At 69.1% G+C, this 17769-nt stretch carries 16 protein-coding genes and 1 tRNA gene; 9 read left to right on the top strand and 8 right to left on the bottom strand.

Annotated elements, in window-relative coordinates:
* The first annotated feature begins 122 nt into the window (after positions 1 to 122).
* Both E4O86_RS13115 and E4O86_RS13110 read left to right on the top strand, forming a co-directional pair.
* A complete protein-coding gene (locus E4O86_RS13115; RefSeq protein ID WP_161140999.1) occupies positions 123 to 1460 on the top strand; it encodes a serine hydrolase in 1338 nt (445 codons plus the stop codon).
* Between the two features lie 85 nt (positions 1461 to 1545).
* Entirely contained in the window at positions 1546 to 3339 is a 1794-nt protein-coding gene (locus E4O86_RS13110; RefSeq protein ID WP_161140998.1) for an EAL domain-containing protein, read from the top strand.
* Here E4O86_RS13110 and phaR read toward each other — a convergent pair.
* The gene (gene phaR / locus E4O86_RS13105) at positions 3336 to 3899 is read right to left on the bottom strand and encodes a polyhydroxyalkanoate synthesis repressor PhaR (RefSeq protein WP_161140997.1); all 564 of its coding nucleotides are present in this window, start codon (positions 3897 to 3899) and stop codon (positions 3336 to 3338) included. The genes E4O86_RS13110 and phaR overlap by 4 nt on opposite strands.
* Before the next feature lie 218 nt (positions 3900 to 4117).
* On the opposite strand from phaR, the gene E4O86_RS13100 reads away from it, so the two are divergent.
* The 4 genes from E4O86_RS13100 (at position 4118) to yddG (ending at position 8084) form a co-directional block, all read left to right on the top strand.
* On the top strand, positions 4118 to 5293 hold the full coding sequence (locus E4O86_RS13100) for an acetyl-CoA C-acyltransferase (protein WP_161140996.1): 1176 nt from the start codon (positions 4118 to 4120) through the stop codon (positions 5291 to 5293).
* A 69-nt stretch (positions 5294 to 5362) separates the two neighbouring features.
* Positions 5363 to 6091 carry an acetoacetyl-CoA reductase gene (gene phbB, locus E4O86_RS13095; protein WP_161140995.1) on the top strand — a complete coding sequence of 243 codons (729 nt, stop codon included), beginning with the start codon at positions 5363 to 5365 and terminating at the stop codon, positions 6089 to 6091.
* An 85-nt stretch (positions 6092 to 6176) separates the two neighbouring features.
* Positions 6177 to 7121, top strand: a complete 945-nt coding sequence (locus E4O86_RS13090; protein ID WP_161140994.1) for a YihY/virulence factor BrkB family protein — start codon at positions 6177 to 6179, stop codon at positions 7119 to 7121.
* Between the two features lie 66 nt (positions 7122 to 7187).
* Positions 7188 to 8084 (top strand): aromatic amino acid exporter YddG, encoded by an 897-nt coding sequence (gene yddG, locus E4O86_RS13085; protein ID WP_161140993.1) that lies wholly within the window; start codon positions 7188 to 7190, stop codon positions 8082 to 8084.
* Between the two features lie 41 nt (positions 8085 to 8125).
* Here yddG and E4O86_RS13080 read toward each other — a convergent pair whose 3' ends face one another.
* The 7 genes from E4O86_RS13080 to E4O86_RS13050 all read right to left on the bottom strand — a co-directional run bounded on the left by E4O86_RS13080 (position 8126) and on the right by E4O86_RS13050 (position 13545).
* Complete coding sequence (locus E4O86_RS13080; RefSeq protein WP_161140992.1) at positions 8126 to 8926, bottom strand: ABC transporter permease; 801 nt, start codon at positions 8924 to 8926, stop codon at positions 8126 to 8128.
* Complete coding sequence (locus tag E4O86_RS13075; protein ID WP_161140991.1) at positions 8927 to 9514, bottom strand: sugar O-acetyltransferase; 588 nt, start codon at positions 9512 to 9514, stop codon at positions 8927 to 8929.
* 1 nt (position 9515) lies between these two features.
* On the bottom strand, positions 9516 to 10415 hold the full coding sequence (locus E4O86_RS13070; RefSeq protein ID WP_161140990.1) for an ABC transporter permease subunit: 900 nt from the start codon (positions 10413 to 10415) through the stop codon (positions 9516 to 9518).
* A gap of 2 nt (positions 10416 to 10417) precedes the next feature.
* A complete protein-coding gene (locus E4O86_RS13065) occupies positions 10418 to 11608 on the bottom strand; it encodes an ABC transporter ATP-binding protein (protein ID WP_161140989.1) in 1191 nt (396 codons plus the stop codon).
* Between the two features lie 48 nt (positions 11609 to 11656).
* Entirely contained in the window at positions 11657 to 12760 is a 1104-nt protein-coding gene (locus E4O86_RS13060; protein WP_343039158.1) for a polyamine ABC transporter substrate-binding protein, read from the bottom strand.
* Between the two features lie 176 nt (positions 12761 to 12936).
* Positions 12937 to 13012: transfer RNA gene (locus E4O86_RS13055), tRNA-Ala, on the bottom strand.
* 89 nt (positions 13013 to 13101) lie between these two features.
* Positions 13102 to 13545, bottom strand: a complete 444-nt coding sequence (locus E4O86_RS13050) for a TIGR02300 family protein (protein WP_161140988.1) — start codon at positions 13543 to 13545, stop codon at positions 13102 to 13104.
* Between the two features lie 166 nt (positions 13546 to 13711).
* Here E4O86_RS13050 and aroA point away from each other — a divergent pair, with 166 nt between their 5' ends.
* From aroA to rpsA, 3 genes are all read left to right on the top strand, one after another.
* Positions 13712 to 15085 carry a 3-phosphoshikimate 1-carboxyvinyltransferase gene (gene aroA / locus E4O86_RS13045; RefSeq protein WP_161140987.1) on the top strand — a complete coding sequence of 458 codons (1374 nt, stop codon included), beginning with the start codon at positions 13712 to 13714 and terminating at the stop codon, positions 15083 to 15085.
* Entirely contained in the window at positions 15085 to 15726 is a 642-nt protein-coding gene (gene cmk / locus E4O86_RS13040; RefSeq protein WP_161140986.1) for a (d)CMP kinase, read from the top strand. The genes aroA and cmk overlap by 1 nt, the downstream gene beginning before the upstream one ends.
* A 184-nt stretch (positions 15727 to 15910) precedes the next feature.
* The gene (gene rpsA, locus E4O86_RS13035) at positions 15911 to 17617 is read left to right on the top strand and encodes a 30S ribosomal protein S1 (protein WP_161140985.1); all 1707 of its coding nucleotides are present in this window, start codon (positions 15911 to 15913) and stop codon (positions 17615 to 17617) included.
* Positions 17618 to 17769: the final 152 nt, after the last annotated feature.

Here is a 17769-nt window from a genome sequence, read left to right as displayed (position 1 = left end):
CAGGCTAAGGATGTGCGGCATTCCTGACAACCGGAGCGACGGGGGTGCGGCGCTCCCGCAAACGGGGGTGCGGCGCTCCTGCAAATCGCGTAGGAAAGGGCGCTCGAACCGAAGAGGCCGTCGTGACCCCGACGTACCGAACCAGGCTGGCCGCGCCGATATGGGCCTTCGTCCTCGCCCTGCTCGTCCTGGCGGTCCCGCTTCGCGTCGCGACCGCTTCGGCCGAGGACGCGCCGGCGCTTCCGGAGCTCGCCGCGGCGACGGGACCTTACGTGCTGGTCGATCTCCGCACCGGCGAGGTGATCGAGGAGCGGGACGCGGCGCGGCCCTGGTATCCGGCCTCCACGACGAAGCTGATGACGGCCTATGTCACGTTCGGCGCGATCCAGGCGGGCGAGCTCACGCTCGATTCGCCGGTCGTCGTCAGTGCCAGGGCGGCCTCCGAGCCGCCGAGCAAGATGGGCTTCAAGCCGGGCACGGTTCTGACGCTCGACAACGCCCTGAAGATGCTCCTGGTCAAGTCCGCCAACGACATCGCGGTCGCCGTCGCGGAGACCGTGGGCGGCAGCGTCGAGGGCTTCGCGGCGCGCATGAACGCCCAGGCGGCCCGCCTCGGCATGACCGCGTCCCATTTCGCCAATCCGAACGGGCTGCCGGATCCGAACCATGTCAGCAGCGCACGCGACATGGCGGTCCTCGCGCGTGCGCTTGTCACCGATTTCCCGGCCTATCGCGGCTATTTCCGGATTCCGGCGATCCAGATCGGGAAGAAGATCCTCAAGAACTACAACACCCTGGTCGAGCGCTATCCGGGCACCACGGGCATGAAGACGGGCTATATCTGCTCGTCGGGCTTCAACCTGGTGGCGACCGCGGAGCGGAACGGGCGCGAGATGCTCGCCGTCGTCTTCGGCTCCTACAGCGCGCTGGAGCGCGCCGAGCAGGCCGCGGTGCTGCTGGAGAAGGGGTTCCGGTCGCGGGCGCTCTTCGGCGGGAGGCGGCCGACGCTTGCGAGCCTCACCTCCGGGGCGGAATTCCCGGAGCCGCTCGACATGTGTCCCTACCTGAAGGCGCATCGGAAGGCCGCGAGCGCGGCCGATTCCGACGAGCCGGAGTTCAAGACGCTGCCGAACGGCATGATCGTGATCGACGAGGGCGGCAAGGTGCGGCCGAGTCATCTCGGCCCGAAGATCGCCTTCGGGCCGCCCGTCCGGGTCTTCATCGGGGGGGCCGAAGGTGCCGCGCCGGGCGGCGGGCTGGCGGTCGCGCAGGCGCCGCTCCCGAAGATGCGGCCCAATCCTCCGGCGGTGGCGAGCGCGCCGGCGCCGATCGCGACGGCCTTCGTGGCGGAGCAGAAGCCGCCGGAGCCGCCCTTCCCGACGAAGGCGCCGCTCAACCTGCTCGAGAGCGCGGCGGCATCCCGTGTCCCGGCGCCCGTGCCGCGGCCGCGGCCGGATTAAGCTTCCGGCCGGGCGGGCCGCCAGCCCTTTACCGTGGTTTTACTTCGTACGCTCAGGATGCCTTAATCACGGCCGCATGGCGGCCATGCGGGGGATCCTCGTGACCGATGAGCGGACGCCGCAGGAAAATGCGGACAGCCCGGAATTCAAGCCCGACCTGACGCCGGTTCTCGCCGCGAAGAATCCGGAACGGACAGGCGGGCGCCGGGCCGAAGGCAGCCATGCGATCCTGACGGCGATCGGAGAGGCGCTCTACGAATGGGACCTCGAGAGCGACCGCTTGCGCTGGTCGGAAAACCTGTGGGCCGTCCTGCGCACCGAACGCTCCGAGAAATTCGCCTCCGGAAAGGCCTATGACGGTCTGGTCGATCCGGAGAGCCTGACCGACCGGCATCAGGCCGTGCTGAGCGCGATCGGCGTCGATTACGGCGCCGGCGTTCCCTACGACGTCGTCTATTGCCTCCGGCTCGGCGAGGAGGGCGCTCCGCAGCGGATCTGGGTGCAGGATCGCGGCGTCTGGTTCGCCGACGAGACCGGGCGTCCCGCGCTCGCCCGCGGCGCGATCCGCCTCGTTCCCCCGGCCCGCTCCGCACGCCAGCCGGCGTCTGAGACCGTGCCCCGCCGCGGGGCGTTCCTGGAGCAGCTCGATCTGCTGTTGACCGTGGCGCAGCATTATCGGACGCCGTTCGTGTTCGCGCTCGTCTCCACCGAGAACCTCCGGCTGGTGGCGGAGGCATACGGCGCGGTCGCGATCGGGGAGATGGAGTTCGCGCTCGCCCAGCGCGCGCGCCAGATCGTGCGGCGCGGCGATCTCGTGGGCTGGCTCTCCGATACCGAGCTCGGCCTGATGCTGCGCGTCGCCGACGCGGAGGAGGGCGGCCGCGCTGTGGCCAGGATCTCGTCCGAGATTGCCGAGCCGATCATCCTCGGCTCGGGCAAGCCGATCGTTCCGCTCACCACCGTCGGCGCCGTGATGGTGCCCTCGGACGCGGCCACCGTGCAGGATTGCCTGGTGCGGGCGCGCGGGGCCGGCCGGCGGGCCCGGCGGCTCGGCCCGGGCCGCTTCCTGTTTCACCGCCCCCCTGCCTGCGCGGGCGCCGCGCCCGGGATCGCGGAATCGCTCGTCGCGGAGATGCTTGCCGACGCCGTGCAGCGGGACCGCCTGCAGATCGCCAGGCAGCCGGTGGTCCATGCGTCCGGCCGCGCGGTCGCGTTCTTCGAGTGCCTCGCCCGCCTCGAAGGTCCCGGCGGCGAGCCGGTGGCGATGGCCGATGCGATCGGCGTCGCCGAGGCGCTCGGGCTGATGCGGCTTATCGACCTGAAGATGCAGGACCTCCTGTTCCGCCTCCTTGAGGCGGAGGAGCACACGGTCCATTCCGTCAACCTCTCGCGGGAGACGGTGCTCGACTGCGCCTGGCTCGAAGGCCTCGAGGCGGCGCTGCGCCGCCAGCCGGCCTGGACGAGCCGGCTCGTGGTCGAAATCCCCGAGGCGGCGATCGCCGCCGATCCCGAACCGGCGGCCCGCTTCACGGCGCGGCTGCGCGCGCTCGGCTGCCGGATCGCGATCGACCGCTTCGGTGCGAGCCATACCGCGTTCCGCAATCTCGCCGTGCTTCCGGTCGACATCGTGAAGCTCGATCCGGCCTTCGTCCGCGCCGGGGCCGCGCCGGCCACGCGCGGCTATCTGAAGACGCTCGTGGACTTCGCCCATCATTTCCGGCTCGAGGTCGTGGCCGGGCCGATCGAGGAGGAGGACCTCGCGGCGGAGATGTGCGCGCTCGGCGTCGACTGCCTGCAGGGCCGTCATCTCGGCCCCCCGGCGATACAGAAGGTCCGCGCCGGGACGGGCTCGGCCCCGGCGCTGCGGGTGGTCGGCTAGGCCTTCTTGGCGAGCCCGTCGATCGTCTTCTGAAGGTCCTGGAGCTGCTTGCGGAGCGCGTCGATCTCGCCGTCGCGGTCAGGCGCGCGCGCCTGCTCCTTGGGCGAGGCCGATTCCGCGAAGGGCATCCACATCTTCAGCGCCTCCCGGAACAGTTCCATGTTGCGCCGCGCCTGGTCCTCGATCACCCCGAAGGCGTCGCCCTTGAAGGCCTTCGCGAGCTGCTCGCGGAGCTTTTCCTGGTCGCGCGTGAAGGTGGAAAGCGAGGTCTCGAGATAGGCCGGAAGCACGGCCTGCATGCTGTCGCCGTAGAATCTTATGAGCTGTCTCAGGAAGGCGATGGGCAACAGATGTTGCCCTCGCGTCTCGTGCTCGAAAATGATCTGGCCGAGCACGGCGCGCGTAATGTCCTCCCCCGTCTTGGCGTCCTGCACGACGAACTCCTCGCCGTTCTTGACCATCCGGGCGAGATCTTCTAGTGTCACGTAAGTGGAAGTGCCGGTATGATACAGCCGGCGATTGGCATATTTCTTGATCGTCGTCGGATTCTGATTGGCCATTTCTTACCGACCTCCCGCCGCGCTACGTCGGGCGTAAACGCCTGTCGAGAATGGAACAACCGACGGGATGGGTCCAGCAATTTTGCGCCTGCGGTAGAACCTTCGCGCCCGCATAATTCGTTGGGCTGGATTGACACCGGACGGAGGCGGACTCTTTCTACCCGACTGACGCCGGTCCCACCCGTCCGGCTGGGGCGGAAAGCAATCAGGAGGTCTCCGTGACAGAAGTGGTCATCGCGAGCGCGGCCCGCACGCCGGTCGGCTCGTTCAACGGCGCGTTCGCCAGCGTTCCCGCGCACGATCTTGGCGCCACAGCGATCAAGGGCGCGCTCGAGCGCGCGGGGGTCGCCCCGGACGAGGTGGACGAGGTGATCCTGGGCCAGATCCTCACCGCTGCGCAGGGGCAGAATCCCGCCCGTCAGGCGGCCATGGCCGCCGGCGTGCCGAAGGAGGCCACCGCATGGGGCCTCAACCAGCTTTGCGGGTCGGGGCTGCGCGCCGTCGCCGTCGGCTGGCAGCAGATCGTGACCGGCGATGCCGGGATCATCGTGGCGGGCGGCCAGGAATCCATGTCGATGGCGCCGCATGCCGCGCATCTGCGGCAGGGCGTCAAGATGGGCGACTACGCCATGGTCGACACCATGCTGAAGGACGGCCTGTTCGACGCGTTCCACGGCTATCACATGGGCACGACCGCGGAGAATGTCGCGCGGCAGTGGCAGATCACGCGCGAGGAGCAGGACGCCTTCGCCGTCGCCTCGCAGAACAAGGCCGAGGCGGCGCAGAAGGGCGGACGCTTCAGGGACGAGATCGTCCCGGTGACGGTGAAGACCCGGAAGGGCGACATCGTCGTCGATCAGGACGAGTATATCCGGCACGGCACGACGATCGAGGCGGTGGCGAAGCTTCGGCCCGCCTTCGACCGCGAAGGCACGGTGACGGCCGGCAACGCGTCCGGGATCAATGACGGCGCCGCCGCCGTCGTGCTGATGTCCGCGGCGGAGGCCGAGCGGCGCGGGGTCGAGCCGCTCGCGCGGATCGTCGCCTGGGCGACGGCCGGGGTCGATCCCGCGATCATGGGCACCGGCCCCATTCCCGCCTCCCGCAAGGCGCTCGAGAAGGCGGGCTGGTCGATGGACGACCTCGACCTCGTGGAGGCGAACGAGGCCTTCGCCGCGCAGGCCTGCGCGGTCAACAAGGATCTCGGCTGGGATCCGGAGCGCGTCAACGTCAATGGCGGCGCCATTGCGATCGGCCATCCGATCGGCGCGTCCGGGGCGCGCGTGCTCAACACGCTTCTCTTCGAGATGAAGCGCCGCGATGCGAAGAAGGCGCTCGCGACGCTCTGCATCGGCGGCGGCATGGGCATCGCGATGTGCGTTGCGAGGGACTGAGCCGGCCGGCCGGGCGTAGCGCCCGGCCTGCCGGTTTTGTCAGAAACGATAAGAAATCAGGGAGGGGGGATGTCCAGGATTGCACTGGTCACCGGCGGCACGCGCGGCATCGGCGCGGCGATCGCCCGGTCGCTGAAGGCGTGCGGATGCTCGGTCGCTGTCACCTATGCGGGGAATGCCGAAAAGGCGGAGGCCTTCCGGGACGAGACCGGCATCGCCGTCTTCAGGTGGGACGTAGCGGACCCGAAGGCCTGTGCGGAAGGTGTGCGCCGGGTCGAGGCGGAAGTCGGGCCCGTCGACGTGCTCGTGAACAATGCGGGCATCACGCGCGACGGCTGGTTCCACAGGATGGACTACGAGGCCTGGTCGGCCGTGCTGCGGACCAATCTCGATTCCATGTTCACGATGACGCGGCCCGTGATCGACGGCATGCGCGAGCGTGGCTACGGACGCATCGTCAACATCTCCTCGATCAACGGGCAGAAGGGCCAGATCGGGCAGGCGAACTATTCGGCCGCCAAGGCTGGCGTGATCGGGTTCACCAAGGCGCTCGCGCTGGAGAATGCCCGCAAGGGCATCACGGTGAACTGCATCTGCCCCGGTTATGTCGACACGGACATGGTCGCCGCGGTGCCGGAGAAGGTGCTCGAGGGCATCATCGCGGCCGTGCCGGTGAACCGGCTCGGCAAGGCGGAGGAGATCGGGGCGCTCGTCGCCTATTTGGTATCGGATGCGGCCGCCTATATGACCGGTGCCGTGCTGTCGATCAACGGCGGCCAGTACATGGCGAACGGCTGACCGCCGTCCGTCCGGGCCGCGGAATCGCCGGCACGGCTTCGTTCGGAGCCCGGAACCCGGGCAAAGCGGGGCCGTTGCGATCGCGATGAGTGTCGGAGTCGAACATCATCCGAACCGGCACCGCGAGCCTGCGCGCCGCCTCGAGCGGCCGGATGCCTTCGGGCTCCTTGCCCGCTTCCTCCACGCCGCGACCGTCGTCGTGCGGAACGCGATCGTGGGCGTCGTCTGGCACGACGGTGTCATGGTGGCGAGCGCGATCGCGTTCTCGATGATCTTTGCGCTCTTTCCCTTCATGATCTTCCTGGTCGCCCTCGGCGCCCTGGTCGGTGGCCCGCAGCTCGGTGACTATGTCAGCCGGGAGGCCCTCGGCGCCTTCCCCGAGCACATGGTGAGGACGATCCAGCCCGAGCTGCAGCGGATCTTCGCCACGCCCAACAAGACCAGCCTCCTGAGCTTCGGTCTGGCCGTCACGCTCATCTCGATCACCGGCTGCGTGGAGGCCGTTCGCGACGGGCTCAACCGGGCCTATCGGTGCGCCGAGGACCGCGGCCCGATCCGCCGCTACGGCAGCGACCTCCTGTTCGTCTTCATCGGGATGTTCTTCGTGCTCGCGATGGCGAGCCTCGGGATCGTCGTGCCGGTCTGGCTGCGTTATCTGGAGGCGAGCGTGCTCGACGTCCATTTCGAGCTCGGGCTCCTGAGGATTGCCCGCGAGGCCCTGATCGTCATCATCATGGGCGTCACGCTCGCGCTCGTCCATCTCGTCCTGCCGGCACGCAAGCGCCGCGTGAAGAGCGTCGCCACGGGCGCCCTCGTCACCCTGGTCGGCTGGTGGATCTGCGGGCGGCTGTTCGGAATGTACCTTTCCCAGATCGCAAATTACAGCGCCACCTATGCCGGCCTCGGCGGCACCGTCGCGCTGATGTTCTTCCTCTACATACAGGCGCTGATCTTCATCTTCGGGGCCGAGCTCAATCGCTCGATCTCGGAGTTTCACGGCCGGCGCGATCTCTGCCGCAAGCAGAGCTGAGGCCGCGCGGGGCCTTTTGCCGCGCCGGCCGGGGCGCTATGGCTCGGTCCCCGAACGATGAACGCCATGCCCTCACGCCGCCGCGCCGCCACCTTCATCGGCTTCCTCGCCATCCTCATGTGGGCGCTCCTCGCGCTCTTCACGGCGGCGAGCGGTGCCGTTCCGCCGTTCCAGCTTTCCGCGATGGCGTTCCTCGTGGGCGGCGTGCTCGGCCTTCTCTGGCTCGCTGCGACGCGGAGGTGGCGGGATCTGAGGCAGCCCTGGCCGGTCTGGCTTCTCGGCGTCGGCGGCCTGTTCGGCTACCACGCGCTCTATTTCACGGCCCTCCGTCACGCCCCGCCGGTCGAGGCGAGCCTGATCGCCTATCTGTGGCCGCTCATGATCGTCGTCCTCTCGGCGCTCCTGCCGGGCGAAAGGCTGCGCTGGTACCATGTCGCCGGCGCGCTGATGGGCCTCGCCGGGACGGTGCTGATCGTCGGGCGCGGCGGCCTCAGCTTCGACCCGCGCTACGGACCGGGCTATCTCGCGGCGGCGGGATGCGCGCTCACCTGGTCGGCCTATTCGATCCTCTCGCGGCGGTTCGCGGCGGTGCCGACAGGCGTGGTCGCGGGCTTCTGCCTCGCCACGGCAGCCGCGAGCGCGGCGGCGCATCTCCTGGTCGAGGCGCCGGTCTGGCCGTCCGGGGCCGGCGAATGGCTGGCGGTGCTCGGTCTCGGGCTGATGCCGGTCGGGGCTGCCTTCTACGTCTGGGACCACGGCGTGAAGCATGGCGACATCCAGGTGCTCGGGGTCGCCTCCTATGCGGCGCCGCTCCTCTCGACCTTCGTCCTGGTGGTCGCCGGCTTCGCCGAGATGACGGGGCGGCTTGCGCTCGCCGCCGCCTTCATCGCGGGAGGAGCGCTGCTCGCCTCGCTGCCGGCGCTGGTCCGCCGGCATGCCGCCTCGCCGCTCGACGCCGCCTAGGCGTCTCTGCCCGGCACTCGTCCGGGCGGGAACGGTCCCGGCTACGCCGCCGGCCGCTTCTCCCGCCGGGCGCGGATCCAGGTGAAGAGCGAGGCGCCGATGACGGCGGCGGTCACGATGCCGACGAGGACCGTCGAGACCGCGTTGATCTCCGGCGTCACGCCGAGCCTGACCTGGCTGTAGATCCGCATCGGCAGCGTGGTGGCGCCGGGCCCGGTGGTGAAGCTCGCGATCACGAGGTCGTCGAGCGAAAGCGTGAAGGCGAGCATCCAGCCCGCCGCGACGGCCGGAAAGATGACCGGGAGCGTGACCAGGAAGAAGGCCTTGATGGGCGGGGCGCCGAGATCGAGCGCGGCCTCCTCGAGCGAGAAGTCGAAGCTCGCGAGCCGCGATTGGACCACGACGGCGACGAAGCACATCGTGACGGTCGTGTGGGCGATCACGACGGTCCAGAAGCCGCGGTCGAAGCCGATCGCGACGAAGAGGAGGAGCAGCGACAGGCCGATGATGACGTCGGGCATGACGAGCGGGGCCGCCACCATCCCCGAGAAGAGGGTCCTCCCGGCGAAGCGGCCGCGCCGGACGAGGGCGATCGCCGCCATGGTGCCGAGCACGGTCGCGAGCGTGGCGGAGAGCAGCGCGACGCGGAGCGTGACCCAGGCGGCGTCGAGAAGCTGCCCGTTGTGCAGCATCGCGACGTACCACTGGGTCGAGAAGCCGCCCCAGACCGTCACGAGCCGCGACGCGTTGAAGGAATAGATGATCAGGATGACGATCGGCAGGTAGAGAAAGCCGAAGCCGAGCGCGAGCGCGGCGAGATTGAAGAACCCCATCCGCCGCATCTAGGCCGCCCCCTCGGTGTGGTCGCCGGCGCCGATCCTGCGCACCACGCGCGCCGGGCTGCCGAGGACCAGCGTGTCGGGCGGAACGTCTCGCGCCACCACCGCGCCCGCTCCGATGACCGCACGCGCGCCGACGCTCACGCCGGGCAGGATGACCGCCCTGCCGCCGATCCAGACGTCGTCGCCGATCCGGACCGGAAGCGCGCTCTCGAGGCCCTCCGCGCGGACCGAGGCGTCGAGCGGATGCGTGGCCGTATAGATGTGCACGCCCGGCGCGATCTGCACGCGTGCGCCGATCTCGATCGCGGCGCAGTCGAGGAAGATGCAGTCGTAGTTCACGAAGGTGCCGGCGCCGATCCGGATCTGGCTGCCGTAGTCGCAGCGGAACGGCGTCTTCACGACCACGTCCGCCCCGATCGCGCCGAACAGCTCGGCGAGGATCGCGCCGTGGCGCGCAGGATCGGCCATGTCGAGCCGGTTGAGCTCGCGCAGGAGCGCCTGCGCGCGCGCCATGTCGGCCACCAGCTCCGGGTCGGTGGCGTCGTAGAGCTCGCCGGCCAGCATGCGCTCCTTCTCGGAGGCGGGCATCTCAGCGCTCCTCCCCGAGCCGCTTCTGGGCGTTCTGGAAGAGGACGATCGGGATCACGAGGACGAGCAGGAGGACGATTGCCACCGCGCTCGCGACCGGCCAGTCGCGGTTGGCGAAGAACTCGTTCCAGAGCGTGCGGCCGATCATCAGCGTCTGCGACCCGCCGAGAAGGTCCGGGATCACGAACTCGCCCACCGCGGGGATGAAGACGAGGAGCGAGCCCGCGAGAACGCCCGGCAGCGAGAGCGGGAAGGTCACCTGCCAGAAGCGGGCGATGGCGCCGGCGCCGAGATCGGCCGCCGCCTCGAGGAGCGCCGGGTCGAGCTTCTCGAGCGTGGCGTAGAGCGGCAGCACCATGAAGGGCAGGTAGCAATAGACGATGCCGATGAAGACGGCGGTGTTCGTGTTCATGATGAAGAGCGGCTGGTCGATCAGCCCGGTCCAGAGCAGGAACTGGTTGAGCAGCCCCTCCGGCTTCAGGATCCCGATCCAGGCATAGACGCGGATCAGGAACGACGTCCAGAACGGCAGGATGACGAACATCACGAGAGCGGGGCGCCATGCGGCCGGCGCGCGCGCCATGCCGTAGGCGATCGGATAGCCGACGAGGAGCGTGACGAGGGTCGAGACGGCGGCGATCCAGAGGCTCGAGAGGTAGGAGTGCCAGTAGAGCGGGTCGCCGGCGATCCATTCGTAATTGGCGCCGGAGAGCTCCGCGAGCTTCGCCCACAGGCCGGCCAGGCCGTCGAAGACGGGCCGGTAGGGCGGCATCGCGATCGCCGTTTCCGAGAGCGAGATCTTGAGGACGATCAGGAACGGCGCGAGGAAGAAGACGAGGAGCCAGAAATAGGGGATCCAGGTCACGATCCGGCGCTGGAGCGGCGTGCGCGTCTCCGCCATGCTCATTCCGCCAGAAGCACGCCGGCATCGTCCGCCCAGGACAGCCAGACCTTGTCTTCCCAGCTGATCGGGCGCTCCACCGTGCGGAACGCGTTGAGGAGGCTCGCGCGGACGATCTTCCCGCTGGCGAGCCGGACGTTGTAGATCGACATGTCGCCGAGATAGGCGATGTCCCAGACCTCGCCGGCGACGGCGTTGCGGGCCGGATCCGGCGGCGGCTCGTGCGAGATCCGCACCTTTTCCGGCCGGATCGCGATCCAGGCGGGCGCGCCCTGCGGCGGCCGCTGCGCTCCGTTTGCGACGCGGAGCGCGAAGCCGTCCTCGCCGGCGAGGGCGACGGCCGCGCCGTCGGCGGGCTCCACCGTGCCGCCGAAGATGTTCACCGACCCGATGAAGTCGGCGACGTAGCGCGTCCTCGGCGCCTCGTAGATCTCGGCCGGCGTGGCGATCTGGACGATGCGGCCGTGGTTCATCACGGCGATGCGGTCGGCCACCGTCATCGCCTCCTCCTGGTCATGCGTGACGATGACGAAGGTGAGGCCGAGCGTCTCCTGCAGGTTGATGAGCTCGAACTGGGTCTCCTCGCGGAGCTTCTTGTCGAGCGCGGCGAGCGGCTCGTCGAGAAGCAGCACCTTGGGGCGCTTGGCGAGCGCGCGGGCGAGCGCGACGGGCTGGCGCTGGCCGCCGGAGAGCTGGTCGGGCTTGCGCTTCCCGAACCCCTCGAGCCGGACGAGGCGGAGCATCTCGGCCACCCGGTCGCGGATCTCGGCGCGCGGCAGCCTGTCCTGCTTCAGCCCGAAGGCGATGTTGTTCTCCACCGTCAAATGCGGGAACAGCGCATAGGACTGGAACATCATGTTGACCGGCCGCTTGTGCGGCGGCACGCCGGCGAGGTCGCGGCCCTCGAGCAGGATCGTGCCTTCGCTCGGCTGCTCGAAGCCCGCGAGCATCCTGAGGAGCGTGGTCTTGCCGCAGCCGGAGGGGCCGAGGAGCGCGAAGAACTCGCGCTCGTAGATCGTCAGCGTCTGGCCGTCGACCGCCGCGAACGAGCCGAAGCGCTTGCTGACGCCGCGGAACTCGATGAAGGGCTTCGCCCCGGGGTCGTTCCACGGCTGGAAGCTCCGGCGGACGGCGCCGAGAACGTGCTTCACCCGATCCCCCTCCCAGGCAGGCTTGGCTGCGGCCGGCCGCATCGGCGGCCGGCGCGCGGAGCGGTACGGCGCGCCCCGGCCGAGGCCGGCCTACTGGCCGGTCGTCACCTTCGTCCAGGCGCGCGTGACGAGGCGCTGCGTCTTCGGGTCGTAGGGCAGCTTGGTGAAGAGCTTCTTCACCGTCTCCTCGTCCGGGTAGATCGCGGTGTCCTCGAGCACCTCCTTGTCCAGGAGCGGCTGCGAGGCCTTGTTGCCGTTGGCGTAGAAGACGTAGTTCGAAGCCTTGGCCGCGACTTCGGGCTTCAGCATGTAGTTGATGAAGGCGTGGGCGGCGTCCGGATGCGGCGCGTCGGCCGGGATCGCCATCTGGTCGAACCACATCATCGCGCCTTCCTTCGGGATCGAATAGGCGACCTCGACGCCCTGGCCCGCCTCCTCGGCGCGGTCGCGCGCCTGCAGGACGTCGCCGGAATAGCCGACCGCCAGGCAGATGTCGCCGTTCGCCAGCGCGTTGATGTACTCGGACGAATGGAACTTCTGGACATAGGGCCGGATGGAGAGGAGCAGCTCGGTCGCCTTGTCGATGTCGGCCGGATCGCGGCTGTCGGGGTTCAGCCCGAGATAGCTGAGCGCGGCCGGGAAGATCTCCGCCGGCGCGTCGAGGAGCTGGACGCCGCAATCGGCGAACTTGGCGATCACCTCGGGCTTGAAGACCATGTCCCATGAATTGACCGGCGCGTCCGGCATCCGCTCCTGGATCTTCGCGACGTTGTAGCCGACGCCGGTCGTTCCCCACATGTAGTTGACCGAATAGGCGTTGTCGGGATCGTAGACCGCAACCCGCTCGGCGATCTCCGGCCAGACGTTGACGAGGTTCGGAAGCTTCGACTTGTCGAGCTTCTGGAACACGCCGGCCTGGATCTGCCGCGCCAGGAATTCGGCGGACGGAACGACCACGTCGTAGCCGGTGCCGCCGGCGAGCAGCTTCGTCTCGAGGATCTCGTTGGAATCGAAGACGTCGTAGACGACCTCTATTCCGGTCTCCTTGGTGAAGTCGGAAAGGATCTCCTCGTCGATATAGTCCGACCAGTTATAGACGTGGACGACCTTGTCCCCCTGCGCCGCCGCGGGCTGCGTCGAGACCGCAGCGAGGACGACGGCGGACAGTCCGGCGAGCAAGCCTTTCAATGGCACCTCCTCTGGGACGCATGCGCTGGGCCCGCACGCGATCGGCCCGCTTGCGACCATATGGCCGGAGAAGGGACGGTTCAACTGCACGCATGGTCAAACCCTGCGCAATCCGGCGGAAGTTTGGCGGCGCGGGCGCAGCCCGGAGGAGGGGGCGCGTTCCTAGGTCAGAACCGGGAAAATGGTGGAGCCAGGCGGGATCGAACCGCCGACCTCGTGAATGCCATTCACGCGCTCTCCCAACTGAGCTATGGCCCCGGGACCGGTACGCTCCGGCCGGTCGGCCGAAGCGGGCGGAACCTATGTGCGGGCGACGGGAAATGCAAGCCCCGCCGCGCCGCTCGCAATCAGCGCTCGTCCTCGTCGTCGTCCTCGACCTCGAGGAAGTCGGAGACGTCGTCGCCGCCTTCCTCGTCCTCGTCGAGGAACGCGCCGTCCTCGCCCTCGTCGACACCCACATCCTCGTCGATGTCGATGTCCTCGTCGGGCAGGCGGGGAACGTCGGGCGTGCGCGGACCGGTCTCGTCGTCATCCTCGTCGTCGTCGACGACATCCTCCTCGGCGTCCTCGAGCGAGACGATCTCGACGTCGGCTTCCTGCTCGTCGAGCTCCTCTTCGGTATTGCTCTCGGTGTCCTCGTCGGCGGCCCGCGCCGGCGACGCCTTCTCGCGCGCCGTCAGCTCGAAGATCGTCCCGCAGTTCGGGCAGACGATCGGGTCGCGGTTGAGGTCGTAATATTTCGTGCCGCAAGCGGGGCACGCCCGCTTCGTTCCGAGTTCAGGCTTGGCCACTCGTCAGCCTCGATCGATGGAGAGAATTGGGCGGCTCCCTAGCGAGGGCCCGCCCGGGTGTCAAACCTCTTTTCGGTCGGCGCGAACGTGACCTCCGCATGGCCCTATGTTACGGAACCGGCTCGCTCCGACCCCTCTGACCGGCACTGCGCATGAGTGAAGAAGAATGAGCCACGCGCCCGCAAGACCGCTGCGAGCGGTGCGATCCGGCCCGCTGCGCGGCGCCGTCTCCATACCGGGCGACAAGTCGGTCTCGCATCGGGCGCTGATGCTGAGCGCGCTCGCGATCGGGGAATCCCGGATCGAGGGCCTGCTCGAATCCGAGGACGTGATGGCGACCGCCGCCGCCATGCGCGCCTTCGGGGCGAAGGTCGCGCGCGGTGCCGACGGCATCTGGCGGGTCGCGGGCGTCGGGACCGGCGGCCTTCTCGAACCCGAGGCCGCGATCGACTTCGGCAATGCGGGGACCGGGGCCCGGCTCACGATGGGCCTGGCGGCCGCTCACGATTTCGCCACGACCTTCGTCGGCGACGCCTCGCTGTCGCGCCGGCCGATGGGGCGGGTGCTCCAGCCGCTCCGCGAGATGGGCGCCGACGTGCTCGCGCGCTCCGGCGACCGCCTGCCGCTCACGCTGCGCGGTGCCGAGGCGATGGCGCCGATCGCCTACCGCGTGCCGGTGCCCTCCGCCCAGGTGAAGTCGGCGGTGCTCCTCGCGGGCGTGAACATCGAGGGCGTCACGATTGTCGTCGAACCGGTCGCGACACGCGACCATACCGAGAGGATGCTCGCGGGCTTCGGCGCCGAGATCGAAGTTGCGGCGGGCGGGACCGGCGAGACGGTCATCCGGCTCCAGGGGCTGCCGAAGCTCAGGCCGCAGCACGTGGTCGTCCCGGGCGATCCGAGCTCGGCGGCGTTCCTGATCGTGGCCGCGCTGCTTGTGAAGGATTCCGACCTGCTCGTCCGCAACGTGCTCCTCAATCCGGGGCGCACGGGCCTTCTGACGACGCTGCGGGAGATGGGCGCGGACCTTGCGATCGAGAACGAGCGCAGTTCCGGCGGCGAGCAGGTCGGCGACGTCCGGGCGCGCGGCTCGGATCTGCGGGGGGTGGTGGTGCCGGCCGAACGCGCCCCCTCCATGATCGACGAATATCCCGTGCTCGCGGTTGCCGCCGCCTTCGCCTCCGGCCGGACCGAGATGCTGGGCCTCGGGGAACTGCGGGTGAAGGAATCCGACAGGCTCGCCGCGGTGGCGCGCGGCCTGGCCGCGAACGGGGTCGTCTGCGAGGAGGGGCCGGCGAGCCTCAGCGTCGACGGCGGGGGGGTCCCCGGCGGCGGCACGGTGCCGACCCATCTCGACCACCGGATCGCGATGAGCTTCCTCGTGATGGGCCTCGCCTCTGACCGGCCCGTCGAGATCGACGACATCGCGATGATCGCCACCAGCTTCCCGAACTTCCTCGATCTCATGCGGGGCATCGGCGCGGCGTTCGAGGAAGGCCCGGGCGCGACGGCTCTCTCCGCCGCCGCGGAAACGGATTGATGGCCCCCTTCGTCATCGCGATCGACGGGCCGGCGGCGAGCGGGAAGGGCACGCTGGCGCGGCGGCTCGCCCGCCATTATGCCGTCCGCCACCTCGATACCGGCCTCACCTATCGCGCCGTGGCGGATGCGCTCCTCGCCGCCGGCGCGGACCTCTCGGACGAGGAGCGGGCGGTCGCGGCGGCGCGCGCCATCCGCTTCGACGCGCTCGACCGCGAGCGCCTGTCGCGCGAGGAGCTCGGAGAGGCTGCCTCCCGTGTCGCCGTGCTGCCGCGGCTGCGCACCGCGCTGGTCGAGCTCCAGCGCGCCTTCGCGAACGAGGAGCCGGGCGCGGTTCTCGACGGGCGCGACATCGGCACGGTGGTCTGTCCCGACGCCGTCGCTAAGATCTACGTGACCGCATCCCCGGAAGTCAGGGCCAGGCGCCGGACGCTCGAGCTGAAGAGCAGGAACGCCGCCGCCGAGGAGGGGGAAGTCCTTGCCGATCTCAGGCGGCGCGACGCGCGAGACATGGCGCGCGCGGATTCTCCGTTGCGTCCGGCGGAAGACGCCTACTTGCTGGATACTACCGACTTGGATATAGACACCGCGTTTCGAGCGGCTGTCGATTACGTGGAACGCGCTCGCAGGAGCCGGCACTAGGGCGCACCCCGATCGGGTGGGCCCGTTTGGCTTTTGGTGCGTTCGTTCCCATCTATGCCGTGAAAACCGCGCCGCCCATGCGATCGAGACGCGCCGGCCCGCTTCGTCGGGGATGGCGTGGGCGGCCAGTCCAACACCAGCATTCGGCGCAAGCCCGGCGAAATCCGGGCGACCAGGAGTTTGAATGAACGTACAACAGCCGACCCGGGAAGATTTCGCCGCTCTCCTGCAGGAATCCCTTCTCGCCCATGACGTTGCCGAAGGCACCGTCGTCAAGGGGCGGGTTGTCGCGATCGAGAAGGACCTCGCCGTCGTCGATGTCGGCCTGAAGGTCGAGGGGCGCGTGCCCCTGAAGGAGTTCGGCGCGCGCGGCAAGGACGGCGTCCTGAAGCCGGGCGACGAGGTCGAGGTCTACCTGGAGCGCGTCGAGAATGCGCTCGGCGAGGCGGTCCTTTCGCGCGAGAAGGCGCGCCGCGAGGAGAGCTGGGTCCGGCTCGAGGAAAGCTTCGAGAAGGGCGAGACCGTCACCGGCCAGATCTTCAACCAGGTCAAGGGCGGCTTCACGGTCGACCTCGACGGCGCCGTGGCGTTCCTGCCGCGCAGCCAGGTCGACGTCCGTCCGGTCCGCGATGTCGGGCCGCTGATGCAGACGCCGCAGCCCTTCCGCATCCTGAAGATGGACAAGCGGCGCGGCAACATCGTCGTGTCGCGGCGCTCCGTGCTCGAGGATACGCTCGCCGAGCAGCGCTCCGAGCTGGTCCAGCGCCTGCACGAGGGTCAGGTCGTCGAGGGCGTGGTCAAGAACATCACCGAGTACGGCGCGTTCGTCGATCTCGGCGGCATTGACGGCCTCCTCCACGTCACCGACATGGCCTGGAGGCGCGTGAACCATCCCTCCGAGATCCTGAATATCGGCGAGACGGTGCGGGTCCAGATCATCCGGATCAACCCGGAGACCTACCGCATCTCGCTCGGCATGAAGCAGCTCGAGGCGGATCCGTGGGACGGCATCGAGCTCCGCTATCCGATCGGCGCCAAGTATACCGGCCGCGTCACGAACATCACCGATTACGGCGCGTTCGTGGAGCTCGAGCCGGGCATCGAGGGCCTGATCCACGTCTCCGAGATGAGCTGGACGAAGAAGAACGTCCATCCGGGCAAGATCGTCTCCACCTCCCAGGAGGTCGAGGTCGTCATCCTCGAGGTCGATGCGCAGAAGCGCCGGATCTCGCTCGGCCTCAAGCAGACCATGCGCAATCCCTGGGAGGAGTTCGCCGAGAGGCATCCGGTCGGCTCTACCATCGAGGGCGAGGTCAAGAACAAGACCGAGTTCGGCCTGTTCCTGGGCCTTGAGGGCGACGTGGACGGCATGGTCCATCTCTCCGACCTCGATTGGGACCGCCCGGGCGAGGAAGCGATCGAGGACTATCGCAAGGGCGACGTGGTCGAGGCCGTGGTGCTCGACGTCGACGTCGACAAGGAGCGCATCTCGCTCGGGATCAAGCAGGTCGCCGGCGACCGCTTCGCCGATGCCGTGGCGGGTGTCCGCAAGGGCTCGATCGTCACCTGCGAGGTCACCGACGTGAAGGATTCGGGCCTCGAGGTGAAGGTCGGCGATACCGATCTCACCGCCTTCATCCGCCGCGCCGAGCTCTCCCGCGAGCGTTCGGAGCAGCGGCCGGAGCGGTTCGCCCCGGGCGACAAGGTCGACGCCCGCGTCACCAATGTCGACAAGAAGAACCGGAAGCTCACGCTCTCGATCAAGGCGCTCGAGATCGCCGAGGAGAAGGAAGCCGTCGCGCAGTATGGCTCGACCGATTCCGGTGCCTCGCTCGGCGACATTCTGGGTGCGGCGCTGAAGCAGCGCGATAAGCAGGCGAGCGAGGAGTAATCCTCCCCGCCCGATCGGGATCGGAGCCCGCGGCGTTTCTCGCCGCGGGCTCTTTTCGTTTCAAGGCCCGCGCGCACCGCCGTGCCGCGCGGGCGGGGCGCGTCAGCCGGATTTCGGGGCTGCGGTGCGGGCCGGCGCGGGCCGCCCGCCGC

Source organism: Propylenella binzhouense, from assembly GCF_009866965.1.
In the GTDB taxonomy this organism is placed as follows: Bacteria; Pseudomonadota; Alphaproteobacteria; order Rhizobiales; family Afifellaceae; genus Propylenella; species Propylenella binzhouense.
This window is presented reverse-complemented; position numbering and strand designations above follow the sequence as displayed.